17 protein-coding genes are annotated in these 23,162 nt (G+C 71.9%); 7 read left to right on the top strand and 10 right to left on the bottom strand.

From position 1 onward, the window contains the following. Positions 1-68: 68 nt before the first annotated feature. Positions 69-707 carry a LuxR C-terminal-related transcriptional regulator gene (locus EOT10_RS20785; protein ID WP_127829831.1) on the bottom strand — a complete coding sequence of 213 codons (639 nt, stop codon included), beginning with the start codon at positions 705-707 and terminating at the stop codon, positions 69-71. Beyond that, a complete protein-coding gene (locus EOT10_RS20790; protein WP_127829756.1) occupies positions 704-2,458 on the bottom strand; it encodes a sensor histidine kinase in 1,755 nt (584 codons plus the stop codon). The genes EOT10_RS20785 and EOT10_RS20790 overlap by 4 nt, the downstream gene beginning before the upstream one ends. Positions 2,459-2,627: 169 nt before the next feature. Here EOT10_RS20790 and EOT10_RS20795 point away from each other — a divergent pair, with 169 nt between their 5' ends. Then, entirely contained in the window at positions 2,628-5,612 is a 2,985-nt protein-coding gene (locus EOT10_RS20795) for an NACHT domain-containing protein (RefSeq protein WP_127829757.1), read from the top strand. 4 nt (positions 5,613-5,616) lie between these two features. Here EOT10_RS20795 and EOT10_RS20800 read toward each other — a convergent pair whose 3' ends face one another. The 8 genes from EOT10_RS20800 to EOT10_RS20835 form a co-directional block, all read right to left on the bottom strand. Further along, a complete protein-coding gene (locus tag EOT10_RS20800) occupies positions 5,617-7,998 on the bottom strand; it encodes a beta-N-acetylglucosaminidase domain-containing protein (RefSeq protein ID WP_127829758.1) in 2,382 nt (793 codons plus the stop codon). Between the two features lie 98 nt (positions 7,999-8,096). Beyond that, positions 8,097-9,356 carry an alpha-L-fucosidase gene (locus EOT10_RS20805; RefSeq protein WP_127829832.1) on the bottom strand — a complete coding sequence of 420 codons (1,260 nt, stop codon included), beginning with the start codon at positions 9,354-9,356 and terminating at the stop codon, positions 8,097-8,099. After that, positions 9,356-10,399: an ABC transporter ATP-binding protein gene (locus tag EOT10_RS20810; RefSeq protein WP_127829759.1), complete on the bottom strand. Its 1,044-nt coding sequence runs from the start codon at positions 10,397-10,399 to the stop codon at positions 9,356-9,358. Before EOT10_RS20810 ends, EOT10_RS20805 begins: the two co-directional genes overlap by 1 nt. Beyond that, entirely contained in the window at positions 10,383-11,408 is a 1,026-nt protein-coding gene (locus EOT10_RS20815; protein WP_127829760.1) for an ABC transporter ATP-binding protein, read from the bottom strand. The genes EOT10_RS20810 and EOT10_RS20815 overlap by 17 nt, the downstream gene beginning before the upstream one ends. Beyond that, positions 11,405-12,349 carry an ABC transporter permease gene (locus EOT10_RS20820; protein ID WP_127829761.1) on the bottom strand — a complete coding sequence of 315 codons (945 nt, stop codon included), beginning with the start codon at positions 12,347-12,349 and terminating at the stop codon, positions 11,405-11,407. The genes EOT10_RS20815 and EOT10_RS20820 overlap by 4 nt, the downstream gene beginning before the upstream one ends. Beyond that, positions 12,346-13,428 carry an ABC transporter permease gene (locus EOT10_RS20825; protein ID WP_127829762.1) on the bottom strand — a complete coding sequence of 361 codons (1,083 nt, stop codon included), beginning with the start codon at positions 13,426-13,428 and terminating at the stop codon, positions 12,346-12,348. The genes EOT10_RS20820 and EOT10_RS20825 overlap by 4 nt, the downstream gene beginning before the upstream one ends. A 5-nt stretch (positions 13,429-13,433) precedes the next feature. Continuing rightward, the gene (locus tag EOT10_RS20830) at positions 13,434-15,086 is read right to left on the bottom strand and encodes an ABC transporter substrate-binding protein (protein ID WP_189491856.1); all 1,653 of its coding nucleotides are present in this window, start codon (positions 15,084-15,086) and stop codon (positions 13,434-13,436) included. Between the two features lie 87 nt (positions 15,087-15,173). Continuing rightward, positions 15,174-16,220 (bottom strand): LacI family DNA-binding transcriptional regulator, encoded by a 1,047-nt coding sequence (locus EOT10_RS20835; protein WP_127829764.1) that lies wholly within the window; start codon positions 16,218-16,220, stop codon positions 15,174-15,176. A 199-nt stretch (positions 16,221-16,419) separates the two neighbouring features. On the opposite strand from EOT10_RS20835, the gene EOT10_RS20840 reads away from it, so the two are divergent. The 6 genes from EOT10_RS20840 (at position 16,420) to EOT10_RS20865 (ending at position 23,141) form a co-directional block, all read left to right on the top strand. After that, positions 16,420-17,661, top strand: a complete 1,242-nt coding sequence (locus tag EOT10_RS20840; protein WP_127829765.1) for a glycoside hydrolase 5 family protein — start codon at positions 16,420-16,422, stop codon at positions 17,659-17,661. A gap of 51 nt (positions 17,662-17,712) precedes the next feature. Next, positions 17,713-19,677: an endo-beta-N-acetylglucosaminidase gene (locus EOT10_RS20845; RefSeq protein ID WP_127829766.1), complete on the top strand. Its 1,965-nt coding sequence runs from the start codon at positions 17,713-17,715 to the stop codon at positions 19,675-19,677. A 118-nt stretch (positions 19,678-19,795) separates the two neighbouring features. Continuing rightward, the gene (locus EOT10_RS20850) at positions 19,796-20,659 is read left to right on the top strand and encodes a TetR/AcrR family transcriptional regulator (protein ID WP_127829767.1); all 864 of its coding nucleotides are present in this window, start codon (positions 19,796-19,798) and stop codon (positions 20,657-20,659) included. Positions 20,660-20,725: 66 nt separating this feature from the next. Beyond that, complete coding sequence (locus EOT10_RS20855; protein ID WP_127829768.1) at positions 20,726-21,637, top strand: beta-keto acid cleavage family enzyme; 912 nt, start codon at positions 20,726-20,728, stop codon at positions 21,635-21,637. 2 nt (positions 21,638-21,639) lie between these two features. Further along, on the top strand, positions 21,640-22,638 hold the full coding sequence (locus EOT10_RS20860) for a 3-hydroxyacyl-CoA dehydrogenase NAD-binding domain-containing protein (RefSeq protein WP_127829769.1): 999 nt from the start codon (positions 21,640-21,642) through the stop codon (positions 22,636-22,638). Further along, positions 22,635-23,141, top strand: coding sequence for a thioesterase family protein (locus EOT10_RS20865; RefSeq protein WP_223281115.1), 507 nt, complete (start codon positions 22,635-22,637; stop codon positions 23,139-23,141). The genes EOT10_RS20860 and EOT10_RS20865 overlap by 4 nt, the downstream gene beginning before the upstream one ends. Positions 23,142-23,162: the final 21 nt, after the last annotated feature.

A 23,162-nucleotide genomic window follows, 5' to 3' on the forward strand; every position in this document is an offset into this window, starting at 1 on the left:
GGAACGACGTCGCCTTCGGAGCGGTCAGCCGGGACCTTTTCCCCGCCCCAAGAGGCGGACATGCGGCGTCAGGCGTGCAGATACGTGAGCACGGCGCGCACGCGGCGGTGGCCGAGCAGATCCTGCTCCAGGCGCAGCTTGCCGAAGATGTTCCGGACGTGTGTCTCCACCGTCTTGCCGCCGATCACGAGCCGCTGGGCTATCGCCTCGTTGGAGTGGCCCTCGGCCATCAGGGCCAGCACGTCGCGTTCGCGGCCCGTGAGGTCGTCGAGGGGGCCCGGGGCGCGCGGGGTGTCGATGAGCCTGGCCACGACGAGCGGGTCGAGGACCGTCTCGCCGGACGCGACGCGCTTGAGGGCCCCGCAGAGTTCGTCGACATCGGCGACGCGCTCCTTGAGCAGATAGCCGAACCCCTCGGGATGCTCCGCGAGCGCCCGCACGGTGTCGGTCGTCTCGACGTACTGGGACAGCAGCAGCACGCCCGTGCCGGGGTGGGCCGCGCGGATCCGGGCGGCGGCGACGAGCCCCTCGTCGGTGTGCGTGGGCGGCATGCGGATGTCGAGGAGCACCGCGTCGGGCCGGTGCGCGGCGACGAGCGCCGGCAGCGGTCCCGTGTCGGAGCACTCCGCCAGCACTTCGAAGCCCTCGTCGGACAGCAGTCGTACGATCCCCTGCCGCAGCAGTGCCGAGTCCTCGGCCACGATCACCCGCACGGAAGCTCCGCCCTGATTCTGGTCCCGCCACCCGCGGGACTGTGTACGTGCAACACTCCGTCGACGGCGGCGACCCGGTCGGCGAGGCCGCGCAGACCGCTGCCGCGCCTGCTGTCCGCTCCCCCGACGCCGTCGTCCACGGTCTCCACGACGAGGCGTCCGTCCTGGTGCGTGGCCGAGACGCTGACGGCGCGGGCCCCGGCGTGCTTGGCCGCGTTGGACAGGGCCTCGCAGACCGTGAAGTAGGCGGTGGACTCGACGACCGCGTCGTAGCGCCGGGGTTCGGCCGCGACGACGACGGGCAGGGTCGCCTCCCTGGCCAGCGCGGTCAGGGCGGGGCCGAGGCCTTCGCGGGTGAGGACCGCCGGGTGCAGGCCGTGAGCGAGACCGCGCAGCTCCTCGATGGCAAGCCGGAGGCTGGACTCCGCCTCGGTCACGGACGCGCGCAGGGCGGCGTCGGGGTGGTCGGCGAGACCGCGCTCGACGCGCCGCACGGCCATGAGCGCGAAGACGAGGCGGGCCTGGGCGCCGTCGTGCAGATCGCGTTCCAGGCGTTTGCGCTCGGAGTCGGCGGCCTGCACGATGCGCGAGCTCACGTCGCGGGCGCGCGAGCGCAGCCACACGTTCTCCAGGGCGAGGCGCAGGGCGGCGGCGACGGACGCGAGGAGTTCCGGGTCGTCCATGAGCGCGGGATCGTGGTGGAGCAGGGCGAGCGGGCGGCCGTCCGCCGCACCGACGGGGGTACGGCCGGAGCCGTCGGCCGTCACCTCGCGCCCGGACCCGTCGACGTAGGCGCCGCGTTCCTCGCGCCACAGGCCGAGGCGCAGCGTCGGGTCGCCGAGGACGCGGGCCAGGGCCTCCCGGAGGCGGGCCGGGTCCGGGTCCGTGCCGACCTCGATGACGAGGCCGCTGACCTCGGCGCGCTGGAGGTGCATGCGAAGGAGGCCGGCGAGGAACGCGAACGGCACGGCGACCTGCGCGAGGTCGGACAGCAGGTAGACGGCCTGCTCGCCGGTGTCGCCGACCTCGCCGAAGTCCGGCACGACGTAGAAGAGCATGTCCCACATCAGGAACACGAGGGCCACGCCGATGCCGATCCAGGCCGGGAGGAGGGCCTGCCGGCGTGCGGCGGAGGCGTGCCGCCAGCGCTGCACGATCGCCACGGCGGCGACGGCGGAGACGATCCAGCCGAGCGCGTGGTAGACGGTGTCGACGGCGCCGAAGAGGTCGTGGGTGCCGGGGATGTACAGGGCGTTGGGCCCGCAGCCCGAGCAGTCGAGGTAGGTCGCGCCGGTGGCCTTCGCCGGGTCGAACACGAGCGTGCGCAGCAGCCCGCCGGCCGCGACGAGCCCGTACGCGAACTGCACGAGGCGGCGGGTGAGGACCGTCGTGAGGCGGCCCTCGGGGAACGACAGGATGAGGTGCAGGAGGATCGCCATGTTCAGCGCCTCCCACCAGGCGCCGAACGCGAAGAGTGCGGGGACGGAGGTGCCCTGGAGGTTCCCGAAGAACCAGGTGACGCCCTCGGCGATCATCAGCGGGCCGGTGCGGTTGGCGGGTCTGCGCCGCCAGGCCACGATGCCGGCGGCCGCGTACGCCCAGCCCACGGCGAGGTCGCGCACGACGTCACCGGCCGAGCCGCCGGCCCGCAGATACGCCCACGAGCCCGCCGCACCCGACAGTGCGGCCAGCACGGCAGCCCCGGTCAGGCGCAGCCGAACCGCACGCTTGCCCTGACTGTCCACGGCCACACGTTAAGCCATCCGGGCGAGCGGCGCGCACGGGGTGTCGGCCGGCTCACGCACCGTGGTCGTCACCGTGGTCGATGGACCGTTCCCGCAGGCCCTGGCAGAGTGACCGCGTCCGTACACGTTCCGCGGGGGGGTTCGGGTGGGTTCGCGCAGACTGTTGTCGTTGTCCGACGCGCTGGTGCTGCTGGGCGCGGATCCGCCGCGTCTGGCGGCGCTCGACCGGGCCCTCGGCGGCGCGCTCGCGGTGGCGACGGGCGGTGTGAGCGACGGGGTGCTGCGGATCGCGGACGCGCGCGGGCGGATCCTGGGGCTCGGCCGTGACGCGGTGCGCGGGGTCGGGCGGCGGCTCGGGGCCGCGGGCGGGCGGGCCGAACGGGGCGAGCTGCTGCGGGCGGCGCACACGGTCGTCGTCGTGCTCGGCTGGTTCGAGGCGCTCGCGGAGCTGGATCTTCCGTTCTCCCTGGACGAGGTGCGGCTCACCCGCGACGACCAGCTGGCCCTGGTCGGGGCGGGAGGGGCAGGAGCGGTGGGAGGAACGGGAGAGCGGGACGCCGGGTTCGCGCAGGCGCTCGCCGCCGTGGACGCGCCGCTCCCCGCGCCGCACCTCCCGCCGGAGGCGGTGGCCGGGCAGCTCCTCGACTGGTACGCGGCGCTGTCCCGGCGCTTCGAGCGGTTCGTGGCGGGACTCGCGGTCCGGGACCGGCTCACCCCGGCCGAGTGGGACGCCGTACAGCGGACGCTGACGCATGGCCTGCCGGCGGCAGCGGCCGCCCACTACGACACCCTTTACGCCCAACTCGCCCAGCAGGCACCGGAGTTCGGCTTCTGGGTGGCGCAGAACGAGCACCGTGCGACACGGGACGGGGTGCAGCGCGCCCTCGCGGGCATCGAGGCCCTGCTGGCCGCTTCGGCCGCCACCGCGCGGCCACCGGTCGACGTGGCGGCGGCCCTCGCCCTCTCCCACCGGGCCGCGCTCTCGCGCCCGGTCCTCGACGCGGAGTCGGCGCCCGAGGGCATCCGCGTGCCCGCCCTGGAGGAGATGTATCTGGACCCGGACTTCCGGGTGCGGGCCGTCGCCGGGCAGCACGGGCCCGCCGACGAGTCGTGGTGGGAGCGCACTCCGGTGCGCGAGGACCTGACGCGCTATCTCGCCGGTGCCCTGACGTCGTCCGCGCAGACACGGACGCCGCTCCTCGTGCTCGGGCAGCCGGGCGCGGGCAAGTCCGTCCTCACCCGGGTGCTCGCCGCGCGGCTGCCGGCGGCCGGGTTCCTGCCGGTGCGGGTGCCGCTGCGCGACGTGCGCGCCGAGGACGATCTCCAGGAGCAGATCGAGAACGCGGTGCGGGCCGCGACCGGTGAGCGCGTCACCTGGCCCGAGCTGGTCCGCGCGGCGGGCGGCGCGGTCCCCGTGCTGCTGCTCGACGGATTCGACGAACTCCTCCAGACGACCGGGGTGCACCACAACGACTTCCTGGTCAGGGTGGCCCGGTTCCAGGAGCGCGAGGCGGAGCAGGGCCGTCCGCTGCTCGCCCTCGTGACCAGCCGCACGTCCGTCGCCGACCGCGCGCGCTACCCGCAGGGCATGGTCGCGCTGCGCCTCGAACCGTTCAGGGCCGCGCAGATCCAGCGCTGGCTCGCGGTGTGGAACGACGCCAACGCGGCCGGTTTCGCGGCCCAGGGCCTACGGCCGCTGTCGTGGGAGGTGGTGTCCCGGCACGCGGCGCTCGCCGCGCAGCCACTGCTCCTGACGATGCTGGCGCTGTACGACGTGGCGGGCAACGGCCTGCAGCGCGACGGCGGCGAACCCCTCGACGAGGCCGACCTGTACGAGGAGCTGCTGTTCTCGTTCGCGCGCCGCGAGGTCGGCAAGACGAGCCGGGACACCGTGCCCGACGACGAGATGCGCGAACGGGCCGAACTGGAGATGCAGCGCCTCTCCCTCGTCGCGTTCGCGCTGCTCAACCGCCGTCGCCAGTGGGTGTCCGCGGCCGAACTCGACGAGGACCTCACGGCGCTCCTCGGCCGCGGCCCCGCCGGGGCGTCCGGCTTCCGCACCCCGCTGGGGGCGGCGGAGGTGGCGCTCGGCCGGTTCTTCTTCGTGCAGCGCGCCCAGTCCGTGCGGGACGGCCAGGTCCTCGCGACGTACGAGTTCCTGCACGCCACGTTCGGCGAGTACCTGGCGGTGCGGCTCGCCCTTCACGTGCTGACCGACCTGCTCCGGGACCGCCCCACGCTCGCGCTCGGCGACGCCCGCGTGGACGACGACCTGGCGTACGCGCTGCTGTCGTACGCGCCGCTGTCGGGCCGTCAGATGCTGCGGTTCGCGAAGTCGATGACGGCGCGGATGCCCGAGGCCGAGCGGGCCCGGCTCGGGCGGCTGCTCGTGCGCGTCCTCGACCAGCACGAGACCCGCACGGGCGACCAGCACCCGGCGTACCGGCCGACGGTCCTGCGGGTCGCCTCGCGGCACGGTCTCTACGGCGCCAACCTCGTCCTGGTCATCCTGTTGCTGACGGGCGGCGTCTCGGCCGGCGAGCTGTTCCCGGGGTCGGCGAACCCGGTCAGCGCCTGGCACCGGCACGCCCTGCTGTGGCGCTCGGCGCTGAACGAGGAGCAGTGGACGGACTTCGCCCTGTCGCTCTCCCTGCGCCGCTCCTGGGGACCGGACGGCCGGGGCACGCTCGGCATCGCCCTGCGCGAGGGCGAGCTCAGGCCCCCGGACCCGGTCGACGCGAACTGGCTCTACCGCTACCCGCAGGGGCACGGCGGGCCGGGCTGGTCGCGGCCCTACTGGGACGAGATCTGGCACAAGATGGAGGTGTCCGGCGGGACGAACGACTCGCTCGTGCGCCATGTGATGGACCCGGTGTTCGCATGGCTGGGCCCCTCCGTGACCACATTCGTGGCCTCGGAGGGGCAGCCAGCCACGTCGCTGGCGCACGACCTGCTGCATCTGCTGCTCAGTGACGGCACCGAACTCGACCCCATGGAACTGGAGTTGGCGTACCGGCGCGTGCTGCTCGGCATCGGGAACCTGCCGAGCAGCCACGTCCACCATGTGATCCGGCTTCTGCGCACCGCCGTGCGCAGGGACGAGTCCCACCTGCCGGCGGAGCTGCTGCGCGAGATCTACGAGTGGACGCGGTAGCGGGTCAGGCCCGCGCCCTGCCGTACACCTCCACCTCCGCCATGTTCAGCTCGACCGGCTTGTCGTTCGCGAGCCACACCCGCACATAGCGGCCGTGCGCCTGCGCCGGGATCACCGTCGGGCCGCCGGCCTGCGCGGTCTCGTGGTGGGCCCAGACGCCGGGCTTGGAAAGCTGGTCGGCGAGGGAGCCGGTGAAAGGCTCGTCGGAGACCAGGACGTAGTAGTCCTTCGTGCGGTCGGCGCAGCAGTCGGTGCGGTTGTAGACGTCGATGTGCTCCAGGTCGGCGACCGAACCGAGGTCGACCTGCCACCAGGGCTGGGCCTCCTTGCCGCTGGTGGTCGAGAAGTTGAAGCGGTCGCCGTCGGCGGACTTGGACGCGTTGAACGGGTAGCCGCCGTTCCAGTTGTAGTCCGAGCTCTGCGTCGCGGTCTTGTTCAGGGCGAGCTGGCGCAGCGGCTTGAGGCCCATCGAGGCGTCATGCAGGTCCTGGACCTTGCTGACGAAGTTGCCGAGGAACGGGTCGGCGATCTTCACGGGTCCCGGCTGGTGGTGCTCGGCCGGGTCGATGGTGATGTGCGAGGCGGCGTAGGCCGCCTTGTCCATCGCGGCGCGCTCGGTGGCCGCCGTGTCCGTGTCGTGGGCGTCGATCGCCTTCAGCGCGGCGAGCCCGTGGCCAAGTGCCTTGCCCCACAGGTCGGTTGAGTCGAGCCAGGGCCCGGCGTCGTGCAGGAACAGCTGGTCCGGCACGCCGGCCCGGAGCACGGCGGGGACGCGCCCGATCCGGGTGGCGGTCGGCGTGAACGTACGGATAGCGGCCTTCGGGTCGCTGTCGTACGCCTTCCAGAACTTGTCGAGTTCGGCACTGAGGATCGGCGACTGCGGCTGCCACGGCGTGGAGCCGAAGGTGGGCGCCATGTGGTTGAGGTCGACGAAGGTCTGTACGGCGTCGGCGACGCGCGGGTCACCGCCGGCCAGGTGCAGCGCGGACTGGCGGGCGGAGCGGTCACGGTCGTAGCCGCGGTCGTTCCACGAGAAGTCGGACATGGTGAAGACGGCGAGCTTGCTGGCCGCCTCCTGGTTCATCGGGTTGGAGACGATGCCGCTGAGGTGCCCCGACAGGCCGGGCTCGCGCTTGTCGTACGGGGCGAGGAGGAGGCGTCCCGAGGTGCGCCCGAAGTCGTTGACCGGGTAGTTGTCCCAGACGAACACCTTGCGGCCGAACAGCTCGGAGGCCTTCTGCGCCTGGTCGTTGGTGATCTCCGGCGGGACGACGTCCGTGCCGGTCCACATGACCTCTACGTTCTTGTCGAGGTTCCCGCGGATCTCCTGCTTGTACGCGGTGTCGGTGAGGTCGCCGTACTCGGTGGGCACCATCTGGAGCGGGTTGGCGCCGTCGTGGGTGGCGATGAAGTCGTGCTGGATGGTGTTGAGCAGGCCGACCTGCGCCTTGGCGGCGGGGCCGCGGCCCGGGGCGCCGAACTTCGTCTGGTCGCCGGCGCAGTTCCACTTGGTGTAGCTGATGTCGTCGAGCGGGACGGAGAAGGAGCGCACGCCCAGGTCGTACATCGCCTGGAGCTTCGCGGTGAGGGCCTTCACGTCGGCCGGGTCCGAGTAGCAGACCGAGCCGCCGGGCGAGACCGCGAAGGTGAAGCGGACGTGGTTGGCGCGGGCCCGGTCGACGAGCTCGCCGAGCTGGGCGAGCTTGTCCGCCGGGTAGGGCTCGCGCCACTTGTCGCGGTGGTACGGGTCGTCCTTCGGCGCGTACACATAGGTGTTGGACTTGACCTGGCCGAGGAAGTCCATCTGGTCCAGGCGTTCCGCCGCGGTCCAGGGCGGGCCGTAGAAGCCCTCGATGGAGCCGCGCAGGCGCATGGAGGGGAAGTCGGAGACGGACGCCCCGGCGATCGTCCCCTTCCTGACGAGCTGCTTGAGGGTCTGGGCCGCGTAGAACTGGCCGGTCGCGTCGGTGCCGCCCAGCGCCACGGTGTGTTCGCCCACGCGCACGGCGTAGCCCTCGTCCTGGGTGGGGACGTCGGTGCCGTGCAGGGCGTCGGCGATGTCGGCGCGGGTGGCCGGGCCGAGGAGCACGGTCAGGGGCGCGTGCCCGGAGGCGCTGGCGCGTACGTCGATGTCGCGGACGCCGTGGGCGCGCAGGGTGGCGGTGACGAGGTCGCGGGCCGGCTTGTCGGTGGCGTCGCCGACCACGAGTTCGGCGTGCTCGGGAAGCGGGGCGTCGTCGCCGGCGCGCGTCATGTGCTGCGGGGTGGGCGAGACGACGGGCAGGGCGGGGGCGTCGTCCGCCGAGACGGGCGGTGTCGCCGCGGCCGACGCGGCGACCAGCAGGGTGGCGACGGCACAGGCGTGCGCGGCTCTTCGGGCTGTCATAGGGCGTTGCCTCCGTGATATCGGGCCGAGGTCGGGGGGTGGCGTCAGGAGGTGGTGTCTGGGGGTGGCGGCAAGGGGGTGGTGTCAGGGGGGTGGTGTCAGTCGCGGGTGTGTTCGCGGTACAGGTCGAGTTCGCCGTCGAGTTCGAGGGCGATGACCGTGCACAGCGGGTCGAGCTGGTCGTCGGTGACGTACAGGTACTCCCAGCCGGGCACCTCGCCGAGTCCGCCGACCCGCTCGTGGCGGACGTCCGCGCCGGTGCCGAGGATCCGCGCCGAGAGGACCGCGTTGCGGACGCCACGCAGGACGACGTACTCGTTGGGCCGGTCGAAGAGGAAGAGGTACAGGGTGCGGCGGTCGGCGGAGAGGGTGGAGGGGCCGTAGAAGTGGCCGTGGGGCAGGCCGCGTACGGCGCCGTGCACCGCGGGCCGGTGTCCGGCGATCCATCCGCCGAGCGCTTCGAGGCGCTCGGCCTGCTCGGCCGGTATCGTGCCGTCGGCCTGCGGGCCCACGGCGAGCAGGAGGTTGCCGCCACCGCCGACGGTCTCGGCGAAGACGCGGACCAGCTGGCGGGGCGACTTGTGGTGGTCGTCCTGCGGCTGCCAGCCCCACGAGTCGTTGACGGTGAGGCAGAGCTCCCAGGGCCCCTTCGGCGGTTCGACGGGCACACCCTGCTCGGGTGTCGCGTAGTCGCCGTGCCCGGAGAGGCGGCCGTTGACGACGGTGTGCGGGCTCAACTCCTTGATGAGGTCGGCGAGTTCGGCCATGCGCCACTGCTCGGGGCTGCGTTCCCACTCGCCGTCGAACCAGAGCAGGTCGGGCTGGAACCGCCCGAGGAGCTCGCGGATCTGGGCGCGGTGGAAGGCGAGGAAGGCGTCCCAGCGCTCCGGTGACTCGTCGCCGGCGGCGGGCATCGAGTACGGGTTGCCCCGGTCGCCGGGGTCCTGCCCGTCGGGCCGGACGGTGGCGTAGTCGGGGTGGGACCAGTCGAGGTGCGAGTAGTAGAGGCCGACCTTGATGCCGCGGCGGCGCAGCGCGTCCGCGTAGGGGGTGACGAGGTCGCGGGCGGCCGGGGTGCGCTTGACGACGGACAGGTCGTTCGCCTGGGTGTCCCACAGGGCGACGCCGTCGTGGTGCTTCGCGGTGAGGACCGCGTAGGCGGCGCCCGCATGGACGAACAGGTCGGCCCAGGCGTCGGGGTCCCACTTCCCGGCGCCGAACCCGTCGAGCTGCGCCATGTAGGTCTCGTACGGGACCTGCCCGTTGAAGAAGGACCAGGACTCGGCGACGCCGTCGACGCTGTAGATCCCCCAGTGCAGGAAGATGCCGAGTTTTCCGTCCGTGAACCAGGGCTGTATCACCGGTAGTTCTCCTCGTCGTAGCTCCAGCAGTGCACCCACTGGCCGTCGTCGAACTGTGTGCGGGGCGGGAACGCGGTGGCGCACACGGGTTTCGCGAGCGGGCAGCGCGGGTGGAAGCGGCAGCCCGCCGGCGGGTCGACGAGGCTCGGGGGTTCGCCCAGGGTCTCCTCGTCGTCGACGACCTCGGGCGCGTCCAGGAGCGCGCCCTCCCGGTCCGGGTCGGGCGCGGACTCCAGAAGGAGCCGGGTGTACGGGTGCCGGGGCTGTTCCACGACGGCGTCGGCGGGTCCCGACTCCACGAGCTGGCCCGCGTAAAGGACCTTGATCTCGTCGGCGAAGTAGCGGGCGCCCGCGATGTCGTGGGTGATGTAGAGGATCGCGAGGCCCTCGTCGTCGCGGAGCGTGCCGAGCAGGTTGAGGATGTCGAGGCGGATCGACACGTCGAGCATGGAGACGGGTTCGTCGCCGAGGAGGACCTTGGGGCGGGCCGCGAGGGCGCGGGCGATGGCGACGCGCTGGCGCTGGCCGCCGGACAGCTCGTGCGGGAACTTGTCGATGAACTGGTCGGCGGGCGTGAGGTTGACGCGGTTGAGCAGGTCGAGGATCTGCCGTTCGAGCTCCGCGCGGCCCGAGGCGTGGCCGTGCAGCTGGAGCGGCCGGCTGAGGATGTAGCGCAGCCGGTGCACGGGGCTGAGCGAGGAGAACGGGTCCTGGAAGACCATCTGGACCTGGCGGTAGTACGCGCGTTTGCCGCGTGCGGTGCGGGCCTGCTTGACGGGGGCGCCGTCGAGGCGGATCTCGCCCTCCGTGGGCGGGTAGGCGAGGGCCAGCATGCGGGCGAGCGTCGACTTGCCGCTGCCGCTCTCGCCGACGAGGGCGGTGATGCGGCCGGCGTGCAGGGCGAGGCTGGTCGGCTCGACGGCGTGCACCTCCTTGCCGTGCTGGCCCGGGCCGTGCAGCGGGAACCGCTTGACGACGTCGCGGGCTTCGAGGACGGGCTCGCCGTGCGCTTCGAGGACGGGTTCAGCTGACGCGGGCATGGTGGTCCTCCTCGCCGCGGACGGTCTGGTGCAGATGGCAGGCGGCCTCACCGGCGCCGAGGGCGAGGAGCGGCGGCGTCGTCCGGTCGCAGGGCTCGAAGCGGTGGGCGCAGCGCGGGTGGAAGGCGCAGCCCTGGGGCAGGACGCGCAGGCCCGGAGGGGAGCCCGGGATGCCGGTGATCTCGCGGCGCGGCCCGTGCAGGGGCGGGAAGGCGCCGCGCAGCGCCTCGGTGTACGGGTGCTTCGGGTCGGTGTAGAGCTGCCGGGCGGGTCCCGTCTCGACGACCTTGCCCGCGTACATCACGGCGATCCGGTCGGCGATCTCGATGAGGAGGGACAGGTCGTGCGTGATGAAGATGACGGAGAAGCCCAGCTCGCGCTTCAGCCGGGACACTTGACGCAGGATCTGGCGCTGCATCACGACGTCCACGGCCGTGGTCGGCTCGTCCATGACGACGAGGTCGGGTTCGCAGGCGAGGGCGAGGGCGATCGTGGCGCGCTGGCGCATGCCGCCGGACAGCTCGTGCGCGTAGGAGCGAAGCCGGTCGGCGGGGATGCCGACCATGCCGAGGAGTTCACCGGCGCGGGTCAGCGCCTCCTTCTTCGACAGGCCACGGTGCCTGCGCAGGACGTCGCTGAACTGGGCGCCGAGCCTGAGCACCGGGTTGAGGGCGTTCATGGCGCTCTGGAAGACGACGGCGATCTTCTCCCAGCGCAGCGCGCCGAGTTGACGGTCGGTCAGGGTGAGCAGGTCGACCGGAGGCGCGCCGTCCTTGCCGTGGAAGAGGACGGATCCGGCGGTGGTGACGGCCGGCGGGCGCTCCAGGCGGGTGACGGCGGTGACGAGGGTCGACTTGCCGCAGCCGCTCTCGCCGACGATGCCGAGGGTCTCGCCGCGCAGCAGGGTGAGGTCGACGCCGCTCACGGCGTGCACGGGGTCGGCGCGGTCGAAGTAGTCGACGTGCAGGCCGCGGACGGTGAGCAGCGGCTCTTGATGCCGGGTCGTCATGAGGTCGCCTCCTGGGCCTTGGGCGCGGTGGCGGGTTCGGCGCGTTCCTCCGTGCGGCGGCGCAGCTTCGCGGCCTCGGCCCGGTCGCGTACCTTCTTGGGCGGCTTGCGCAGACGGGGGTTGGAGATCTCGTCGATGCCGAAGTTGATGAGTCCGGCCGCCACGCCGATGACGGCGATGCAGGCGCCGGGCGGCACGAACCACCACCAGGCGCCGCGGGTGAGCGCGGAGCCGTTCTGCGCCCAGTAGAGCATCGAGCCCCAGCTGGTGATGTTGATGTTGCCGAGGCCGATGAAGGACAGGCCCGCGTCGGCGAACATCGAGCCGACGACGGCTCCGAGGAAGCTCACGGAGATGATCGGCGCGAGGCTCGGGATGAGTTCGCGGGTGATGACGCCCCAGCGGCTCTCGCCGGTCATCTCGGCGGCGGTGACGAAGTCGCGGTGCCGCAGGGAGAGCGTCTGGGCGCGCTTCTGGCGTGCGCCCCACGGCCAGGCGGTGAGCCCGATGATGAGGGCGACGGTCAGCCAGCCGCCCCTGCCCTGCACATAGCTGGCGATGATGATGAGCAGCGGCATGCCGGGGATGACGAGGCAGATGTTGGTGAGGACGGTCAGGACGGAGTCGGCGCGCCCGCCGAGGTAGCCGCCGGCGACGCCCACGAGGACCGACAGGGCGGTCGTGACGAGTCCGGCGACGAGCCCGACGAGCAGCGAGACGCGGCTGCCGACGACGAGTTGGGCGAGGACGTCCTCGCCGGTCGCGGTCGTCCCGAGGGGGTGCGCGCCGGACGGTCCCTGCATGGCGTCGGCGGTGTGCACGTCGCTGGGTGACAGGCCCATGAGGTTCTGCACGACGTACGGGCCGACGAGGGCCACGAGGGCGAAGAACGCGAAGACGCAGATGCCGATGCGCACCTTGGGGTTGCCCGGGAGCTTCATGAGCGGGTCTCCCTCGCGCGCGGGTCGATGAGGCCGTACACGGAGTCGGCGAGGAAGTTCGCCGCGAGCACGGACAGGGACACGTTGAGGAACAGGGCCTGCATCAGCGGGTAGTCGACGCTGCTGACGGCCTGGTAGAGGAGGTAGCCGACGCCGGGGTAGGCGAAGACGATCTCGACGAGGAGCTGGCCGCTGACAACGGTGCCGATGGTGAGGGCGAAGCCGGCGACGCTCGGCAGGACGGCGTTGCGGGCGGCGTACTGGAACATGACGCGGCCCTTGGACAGGCCCTTGGCGCGGGCGAGCAGCACGTAGTCCTCGGAGACGGTGGTCACCATCATGTTCCGCATCCCGACGAGCCACCCGCCGAGCGAGGAGACGACCATGGTCAGGGCGGGCAGGATGCCGTGACTCACGACGCTGGCGAGGAAGGGCCCGCTGAAGGAGGGGACGAGGTCACCGTCGTAGCCACCACCGATGGGGAGCCAGCCGAGCTGGACGCCGAAGGCCATGACGAGGAGCAGCGCCACCCAGAAGTAGGGCAGCGAGCCCAGGAACATCGACGCGGGGGTCACCACGGAGTCGAAGCGGGAGCCGACGCGGCTGCCGGAGACCACTCCGGCGGCCGTGCCGATCAGGAACGACAGGATCGCGGTGAGCCCGACCAGGCCGATCGTCCAGGGCAGCCCGGTGCGGATGACCTCCCACACAGGCGTCGGGTAGTACGCCACCGAGATGCCGAAGTCGAAGTGCGCGACCTGGCCGAGGTAGGTGACGTACTGGTTCCACAGGGGCTCGCCGGGAGTGCCGAACAGCCGGTAGATGCTGGCCACCTGGTCGCCGGACAGGGCCTGCTTCTGCTGCATCTGGGCGATGAGGGCGGAGGCGGGGTCGCCCGGCATCAGGCGCGGGATGAGGAAGTTGAGCGTGACCGCGATCCACGCCGCACAGGCGTAGAAGCCGAGGCGCCTCACGATGTAGCGGACGGAGCGGAGCCGCGCCGCCCGGCCGGCCCTGCGGCCGTCGGGCGCGGGCGCGGCGTCGGCCGCTCCGGCGGGGTTGATCACAGGGACGGCCATGTCGCTCAGCCCTTCGCGGGCCGCAGCGAGAGCAGCGTGCTGAGGGTGTCGACGGGCCCGGACCACGGCGCGGGCATGGCGTACGGGTTCTGCGCGTCCGGCCAGCCGGTCCAGTTCTTGCTGTTGTACTCGGCGGAGACGCCGATGGTGATGAGCGGTGCGGCCGGGACGTCGTCGACCATCAGGCCTTCGAGTTCACCGGAGATCCGCTTGAGGGAGGCGTCGTCGCCGGAGTTCTCCATCTCCTTCAGGAGCGCGTCGGCCTTCTTGCTCTTGTAGTGGCCGTAGTTGGTCCAGATGCCGGCGTTGCCGCTCCAGAGCATGTCGCGGAAGAAGTTGTACGGGGTGTTGTAGTAGACGGCTCCGCCGACCACGACGTCGAACTGGCCGCTCTTGCGCTTCTGGTCGATCTGAGCGCTGGCGACGGGCTTGACGTCGACCGCGATGCCCGCCTTCTTCAGCTCCTCGGCGATCACCTTGTCGCGCTGGATCGAGTCGCCGAAGTCCGACACCTCGAGGATGCTGAAGGAGAACTGCTTGCCGTCCTTGCCGACGAGCTTGCCGCCCTTCATGGTGTAGCCGGCCTTGGCGAACTCGGCGGCGGCCTTGGCGGTTTCCGCCTTGGGCTGTTCGGCGTCGGCGTACTTCGGGTTGATCCACTTGCCCTGCGTCTTGGAGTCGAGGCCGGTCAGGTTGAGCGTGTTGAACATGCCGGGGTTGCCGAGCTGCGCGAGCTCGCTGCGGTCGACGGCCAGCGAGAGCCCCTTGCGGACATGGACGTTGTCGAACGGTGCCTTGGTGTGGTTGAAGAACATGTACAGGCCGCCATACGTCGGATACCAGGCGTGGTGGTTCTTCGGATCCTTGGAGACGTACTGCTTCTTCACGTCGGCGACCGCGCCACCGCTCCACTCGACGTCGCCGCTGAGCAGCTTGCCCATCTCGGACGCGCCGGTGACGACGGGCGCCTTCACCGTCTTGACGGGGATGTTCTTCTGCTTCCAGTAGTTGTCACGCGCCTGGAAGGTGAGCTGCTGGGCGCCGTACTGCTTGAGCCTGTACGGGCCGCTGCCCACCGGGTTCGGGTTGGTGTACGTCTTGCCGTCCCTGGACTGCCACTCCTTGCGGGGCACGGGCGTGATGCCGCCGATGCTGCTGATCTTCGCGTAGGCGGGCTTGTCGAAGGTGATCTCGACGGTGTGCGCGTCCGGCGCGGTCACCGACTTGCTGTCGAAGGCCCAGCTCACCGGCAGCTTCTGCTTCTTGACGTAGTCGAGCGTGAAGAGGACGTCCTCGGCGGTGAGCTTGGAGCCGTCGCTCCAGTTGGCGCGCGGATCGAGGTGCAGCGTGATCTTCTTGCCGCCGTCGGCCCAGTCGTACTTGGTCACGAGCCAGGGCGTGAAGGCGCCGCCCTTGAGGATGTTGAACGAGAACAGCGACTCGTACTGGAAGCCGAAGGTGCCCTGAGTGGCCTGCAGCGAGAACGGGTTGAAGTTCCGCGTGATCGTCGTGCCGGAGTAGCCGAGGTTCACCGTCAGTGAGTTGGCGCCGCCCGCGGCGGAGGCCGTCGGCGAGGCGGAGCAGCCCGTCGCGGCGAGCGCCAGCGCCACCGCTCCGAGGGCGCCGATTCTGATCTGGTGTGTGAGGGAGCCGTTCATGGGACCTGAGACCTCCGGGGACGAGGGGTTCGACATCGTTGTCCGAGCTACGTGCTGGTGGGGGGCGGCGCGAACAGTGGGTGCGGCTCAGGGCGCGGCGGCGCCGGTGCTGCCGCGCGGTTCGAGGCGAGGGAGTTCGTCCTCCACGCGCAGCGCGACGCCCCCGTCGAGCAGGGCGAGCAGTTCCTCCGCGGCCCGCCGCCCGTAGGCGGTCGTGTCACGGACGAGCGCGGTCAGGGCGGGGTGCGTGGTGCGGCACAGGACGGAGTCGTCCCAGGCCACGATGGAGAGCCGGTCCGGCACGGGGATGCCGCGCGCGGCGGCGACCGCGAGCCCGGCGACGGCCAGGACGTCACTGTCGTAGACGATCGCCGTCGGCGGGGTGCCGGAGTCGAGGACGCGCCGGGTGACCTCGGCGCCCTCGGTCTCCGAGTAGTCCGTGGGGAACGACGTGACGTCGAGGCCGTGCCGCTCCGCCTCGGCGCGCAGCGACTGGACGCGGCGCCTGGTGTGGGTGAGGTCGGGGAGTCCCGCGACGTGCGCGATCCTGCGGTGTCCGAGGCCGTGCAGGTGGCCGGCGATCGATGCCATGGCGCGGGCGTCGTCGGCCCACAGGTTGGTGATGCCGGGGTGGCCGGTCCCGTCGTCGCCGGGTGGCAGCGAGCCGATGACGACGGCGGGGAGGCCGAGTTCGTCGAGGAGCGGCGGCCGGGGGTCGTCGGCGCGGGGGTCGACGACGAGTACGCCGTCGACGCGGCGCTCCGCCCACCAGCGCCGGTACGCGTCGCACTCGGCGGACAGGTCCTCGACGACCTGGAAGAGCAGGCCGAGGCGGCGCGTGGCCAGGACCTCCTGGACGCCCGAGACGAGCTGGAGGAAGAACGACTCGACGCCGAGCGTGCTGGCGGGCCGGGCGAGCACGAGGCCGACGGTGGCGGAGCCCTCGCCGGACAGGGCGCGGGCCGCGGCGCTGGGCCGCCAGCCGAGCTGGTCGGCGACGCGGCGGACCCGGTCCCGGGTGGTCTCCGAGACCCCGGCCTTGCCGTTGAGCGCGAAGGAGACGGCGCTCTCGGACACGCCCGAGCGCAGCGCGATGTCCTTGATGGTGGGGCGTCTGGCGGGGGTACGCCGCATGACCTGTCTCCTGGATCCGCTTCGCCGGGGTGTTTCGCTCGGCTGGCTAAAGCGCTTGAGTGCCGTGGAGACTAAAGCGCTTAAGCCGCTGCGGCAAGAGGCCTCGCAAGAATCTCGGGGAATTCAACAAAGAGTGGATGTGGGTGACGAGTTGGGGGCAGACTGCCCGGGATTCGATTCCGACAGCCGGGAGTCCGTGATGCGTTTCGGCGCCAACTACACGCCCAGCCAGGGGTGGTTCCACCACTGGCTCGACTTCGACCTCGACGCGGTGCGCACCGACCTGGACGCGATCGCCGCGCTGGGTCTCGACCATGTGCGCGTGTTCCCGCTGTGGCCCGTCTTCCAGCCCAACCGTGCCCTGATCAGACCGCGTGCCGTGGAGCAGCTGGTGGCGCTCGTGGACGCGGCCGGCGAGCGCGGCCTCGACGTCAACGTGGACGGCCTGCAGGGGCATCTGTCGAGCTTCGACTTCCTGCCCACGTGGACGCAGACGTGGCACCGCCGCAACATCTTCACCGACCCCGACGTCGTCTCGGCGCAGGAGGACTATCTCCGGACGCTCGCCGCCGCGCTCGCGGACCGGCCGAACTTCCTGGGCATGACGATCGGCAACGAGATCGCGCAGTTCGCGGCCGGTCCCCCGCACCCGGACCCGGACCGCATCACCCCGGAGCAGGCCGGGAGCTGGCTGGAGCGTGTGCTCGCCGCGTGCGAGGAGGGGGCGCCGGGCCTTCCGCATCTGCACGCCGAGTACGACACCTCCTGGTACCAGGACGACCAGCCGTTCACCCCGGCGCACGCGGCGCGGCTCGGCGCGATGACGGCGGTGCACTCCTGGGTGTTCAACGGCACGGCTCAGCGCCACGGCCGGGGCGGCCCGGCGACCACGGGGCATGCCGCGTATCTGGTCGAGCTGTCGAAGGCGTGGGCGCTCGACGCGCGGCGGCCGGTGTGGCTCCAGGAGGTGGGGGCGCCGCAGCCGCTGATCCCGGCCGGGCACGCGGCCGCGTTCACGGAGGCGACGGTGGAGGCCGTGCTGGACTGCCCGGACCTGTGGGGCGTCACCTGGTGGTGCTCGCACGATGTCAGCCGTGACCTCGTGGACTTCCCCGAACTCGAGTACTCCCTGGGCCTGTTGACGAACGAGGGCGAGGTGAAGCCGGCCGGAAAGTCCGTGGCCGCGTTCGCCGAGCGGTGGCGGGGGCGTGAGCACGCGCCGGCTCCGCGTACGACGGCCCTGGTGGTGGACGCGGGCGACGACGGACTGGCGCCGCACCGCTCGGTGTGCGCACCCGGCGGCCCGGTCTTCGACGCGTTCGCGCGCCTGGCGGCGGACGGGGCCCGCCCGACGACGGTCCTGGCGAGCCTCGCCGACGACGCGGACCACCTCGCGGCGCGCGGGATCACCGAGGTCGTGACCGTTGACAACGTTGCCTGACAGCCGTCCGTGCCGTCCCTGAACCCACCCCCGCCCGACCGGAGTTACCCCATGGATGACGACCGCTCCGCCGTGCGCCCCTTCATGCACGGCTACGACGCCGCCGCGATCAAGAGCTGGAGCCCCGGGACGGACCGGTGGGCGCGCCACTTCCGCTCGCGTGTCCCACTGGCGCCGCGCATCGCCCCGTTCCCCGCCACCCAGGCGCACCCGGACCTGGCGACGGGCCCGCAGCTCATGAACCTGACCTACGACTACGACGACGCCTTCTTCACGGCCCGCAAGTACGGCGCCGGCTTCGCGCGCCGCCTGCTGCGCTTCTGGCAGTACTCGGACTTCTACGGCTCCTGGCACGGGCTGCCCGTCGACGGCCCGCCCGCGGACGACCCCGCGCACGGCCTGGTCAACCTGCCCAACCCCGCCTACACGGACGCCGCCCACCGCAACGGCGTACGCAGCCTGGGCTGCTGGTTCTGGCCGCGCTCCGGGAACTTCGAGGAGTACCTGGAGCAGCGCGCCGACGGCTCGTTCCCCGTGGCGGACAAGCTGATCGAGATGGCGGCGTACTTCGGCTTCGACGGCTACTTCATCAACCACGAGGCCGAGACTCCGCCCGGCCAAGCGGCGCGCTTGTACGACCTGCTCCGCTCGCTGCGGGAGCGCGCCCCGGAGGGCTTCCACCTCCAGTGGTACGACACGATCACGCCCGACGGGCACCTCGACTACGTCAACCACCTGAACGCCGCCAACGCACCCTGGCTGGACGCCGCCGACAGCTTCTTCGCGAACTACTGGATGACGCCCGAAGGCGTCGAGACGTCGGTGGCGACCGCCCTGAAGCTGGGCCGCGACCCGTACGCGACGGTCTTCCACGGCACGGAGAACGAGCAGTTCGGCTTCGACCCCGACTACGACCCCCGGCTGCTGTTCCCGCCGGGGGAACCGGCGCGCACGAGCTGGGCGCTGTTCGGTTCGCACTTCGTGAAGGAGCTGGCCCCGCACCACGACGACCCGGACGCGCAGGGCGAGGTGTTCCGGCGTGAGCGCCGCTACTGGTCGGGGCCGCACGAGGATCCCACCCGCAGCGGGCGCCTCCTCCCCCACGACCGGGAGACACCGCGCGACCGGGACGACCACCGGGCGTGGGACGGCGTGGCGCACCACATCACCGAGCGGTCGGTCATCGGCTCGTTCCCGTTCGTCACCCGCTTCAACACCGGGCACGGGCGCTCCTTCTTCCTCGGTGGGCGGCGCGTGGCGGACGGCGACTGGCACAACGCCTCCGTCCAGGACGTGCTGCCGACCTGGCAGTTCTGGACGCGGGCGGAGGGTGCGGGCGCCGCGTTGTCCGTCGGCTTCGACCACGAGCTCGCGTACGACGGCGGGTCCTCGCTGCTCCTGTCGGGCGAGCCGGGACCGGGTGACGCGACGACGGTACGTCTCTACAAGACGGCGCTCGACGTGACCGGACCCGAGCGTCTGGCCCTGACCGCCCACGGCACGGACGGCGTCCGCCTGGAGGTGGGGCTGCTGTTCCAGGACGCCCCCTCGGACTTCACGTGGCTCGCGGCCGGTTCGGGGTCGTCTTCGGAGGCCGGCTGGCACACGACGACGCACGGCCTCGCCCCGTTCCGCGGGAGGACGATCGCGGCCGTCGGTCTGCGGGTGTCCGCCGCGCACCCCACCCGGTGCGAGGTGCGCGTCGGCGAACTCGCCCTGCTCGACGGCGAGTTGGAATCACCCGCCCCACCCCAGGACTTCACCGTCGACGAGGTGCGCACGGAACGCGAGACGACCCACGTCTTCCTGTCGTGGCGCCTGGCCGAGCACGGCGTCCACCACTACGACGTACTGCGTGACGACGACGGGAGCTGGCTCGGGCGGATCTACGACGACGTGTACGTGGTGAGCCTGCCGCCGGGGGCCGCGCCCGGCCCCGGCACGCGGCTGCGGCTCGTGGCGGTCGCCCCGGACGGTACGCGGAGCGCGCCGGCGACGACGGAGATCCCACATTGAGAGCACGCGTTGCGATGCTGACTAATTCACCGGTCAGCACCGCAATACACACATTGATCTGTACTGATGCTCACCCGGGTGTTGAGATCTGCTCAACACTGGGTTAGCGTCGTCGACCGTGGAGCACGGACACCGAGACGAGAACCGCGACGAGATCGCCGCCCGGGTACGGGAGGTGATCACCGCCGCCGGGGTGAGCCAGCGCGAGTTCGCCCGGCGGATCGTCATGGACCCCTCGAAGCTGTCCCGGTCCCTGAGCGGCACGCGCCGTTTCACGGCGGCCGAGCTGGCCCGGATCGCCGACGAGGGTCAGGTGGACGCGGGCCGGCTGCTCGGCTCCAGGCACCGGCCTCCGACCCGCCCGACGGGCACCCCCGTCGCGGTCGAGGGGGGCCGCCCCTCGCAGATCGTGCGCGAGACGGTCCGCCTCATCGCCGAGCGCGGCTTCCACGCCGTACGGGTCTCCGACATCGCCGAGGCCTGTGCGACCAGCACGGCCGCCATCCACTACCACTTCCCCGGCCGCGCGGAACTCCTCGAAGCGGCCGTGCGCTGGTGCATGGACGAGGACACCGCGCACCGGGCGGCCCGTACCGCCGAGGCGGCCGACCCGGCCGACGAGCTGCGCCAGCTCATCGCCCTGCAGACGCCGCGCACCGCGCAGCAGCGCAGGCAGTGGGCGGTGTGGCTCGACCTGTGGGCCGAGGCGGCCCGCTCCACGGCGGTCGGCCACCTGCACACCGAGTACTACCGGCAGTGGCGCGAGACCGTCGCCGACGTGGTGCGGCGCGGTGTCGCGCAAGGGTCGTTCAGACCCGTCGACCCGCAGGCCGCGGCGCTCGCGCTCACCGCCCTGATCGACGGCCTGGCCACCCAGGTCCTCGCCACGGCGCCCGGCGCCCCCGGCACCGACGCCGAGGCGATGCACGCGGCGCTGCTCGCGTACGTCGAGACCACCCTCACCGCACCACCCGTCCCCTGATGAGCTGACCTCCCCCCCATCCCCCAGCCCCCCAACGGCCTTCCGGCCCCAAGGAGCGATGTCCCCATGCCCATGAACCAGGACGTCATCATCACCGCCGCCCTCACCGGCGCCGGAGACACTGTCCGCAAGAGCCCCCACGTACCGGTCACGCCCGAGCAGATCGCCCGCTCCGCGGTCGAGGCGGCGGACGCGGGCGCGGCCGAGGTCCACATCCACGTACGCGACCCGGAGACCGGCGCGCCCTCGCGCGACCCGCGGCTGTACCGCGAGGTCGTCGAGCGGATCAAGGAGACCGGCACCGACGTCGTCATCAACCTTACCGCCGGGATGGGCGGTGACCTGGTCGTCGACCCGGACGAGCCGCTGAAGCAGCTGCCGGGCACCGATCTCGTCGGCGGGCTCCAGAGGCTCCCGCACGTCGAGGAACTCCTCCCCGACATCTGCACCCTGGACTGCGGTTCCCTGAACTTCGGCGACGGCAGCAATCTCTACGTCTCCACCCCGGACATGCTGCGCGCGGGCGCCAAGCGCATCCAGGAGCTGGGCGTACGCCCCGAGTTGGAGATCTTCGACACGGGTCATCTGTGGTTCGCCAAGCAGATGCTGGCCGAAGGGCTGCTCGACGACCCGACCGTCTTCCAGCTCTGCATGGGCATCCCGTGGGGCGCGCCCGCCGACCCGGGCGTTCTGCAGTCGATGGTCAACATGCTGCCGGAGGGCGCCCAGTGGGCGAGCTTCGCGCTCGGGCGGATGCAGATGCCGTGGGTCGCGCAGTCCGTCCTGCTCGGCGGGCACGTCCGCGTCGGCCTGGAGGACAACCTGTATCTCGGTAAGGGCTTCAAGGCCACCAACGCGCAGCTCGTGGAGCGCGCCGTGACGATCGTCGAGGCGATGGGCGCCCGGGTCGCCACCCCGGACGAGGCCCGCCAGAAGCTCGGCCTCAAGCCCCGCACCACCCAGGAAGGGAAGGCCTGACCATGGCGACGCACGCACCCGAAAGCGTGGCACCCGAAGGCGTGGCACCCGAGGACGTACGCCGTGTCGCCTGTGTCGGCGCCGGTGTGATCGGCGGCGGCTGGGTCGCCCACTTCCTGGCCCGCGGCTACGACGTCACGGCCTGGGACCCGGCGCCCGACGCGGAGCTGCGGCTTCGCCGTCTCGTCGACGCCGCATGGCCCGCGCTCACCCAGCTGGGCCTCGCGGACGGCGCGTCCAGGGACCGGCTCACCGTGACGGCCACGCTCGAAGAGGCCGTGGCGGACGCCGAGTTCGTCCAGGAGAGCGCGCCCGAGAAGCTGGACCTCAAGCGCGACCTGCTGGCCCGCCTCGACGCCGCGACACCGCCCGGGGTCGTCATCGCGTCGTCCACGTCCGGCTACCCGATGACGGACATGCAGACGGACGCCGGGGGCGCGGGCCGGCTCGTCGTCGGGCACCCGTTCAACCCGCCGTACCTGATCCCGCTGGTCGAGGTGGTCGGCGGCGTGAGGACCACGGCGGAGGCGGTGGCCTGGGCCGGCCGTTTCTACGAGGTGGCGGGCAAGTCCGTCATCACCATGGACCGCGAGGTGCCCGGCTTCATCGCCAACCGCCTCCAGGAAGCCCTGTGGCGCGAGGCCCTGCACATGGTCGCCAACGGCGAGGCCACGGTGAAGGAGATCGACGACTCGATCACCGAGGGGCCGGGCCTGCGCTGGGCGTTCATGGGCCCGATGCTGACGTTCGCGCTGGCCGGCGGCGAGGGCGGCATGGCGCACATGCTGGACCACTTCGGCCCGTCCCTGAAGTCGCCGTGGACCCGCCTCGAAGCCCCCGAGCTCGACAAGACGCTGTACGACGCCGTGGTGAGCGGCTGCGACGAGGCGGCGGCGGGACGGACGATCGCCGATCTCGTGGCCGAGCGCGACCAGGGCGTCATCGACGTACTGCGCGCGACGGGCCGGCTGCCCGGCGGGCGGAAGGAGGGCGGCAAGTGACGCCCCATACCCAGACCCACACCCAGCCCCTGGTCCTGCCGCTGCTGCACAGCACCGTGCGCGCCGAGTGGATCGACTACAACGGCCATATGAGCGAGGCGTTCTACGTCCTCGTCTTCGGGCACGCCACCGACGCGCTGATGATCGAGACGGGGCTGCACTCGGGGTACCGCGAGTCCACGGGCTGCTCCCTGTACACGGTCGAGTCCCACCTGCGTTATCTCAGCGACGTCCCGGAGGGCGCCGAGCTCGCCGTCCGGTCCCGCGTCCTGGGCACGGCCGCCAAGAAGGCCCGCTTCACGCACGAGATGTACGTCGTGGAGGCGCCCGGCGCGGAGCCCGCGGCGGACGCGCAGCCGGTGGCCACGACGGAGCTGCTGGCCGTGCACGTCGACCAGAAGGAGGGGCGCGCGACGCCGTTCCCCGCCGAGGTCCGCGACCGCCTCACCGAGCTGACCGAGCCCGCCCCGGACTGGGCGGGACGGCGCATCGCGGAGGTGTAGGCGCACAGCACACGCCGGAGG

Source organism: Streptomyces antnestii, from assembly GCF_004005495.1.
In the GTDB taxonomy this organism is placed as follows: domain Bacteria; phylum Actinomycetota; class Actinomycetes; order Streptomycetales; family Streptomycetaceae; genus Streptomyces; species Streptomyces antnestii.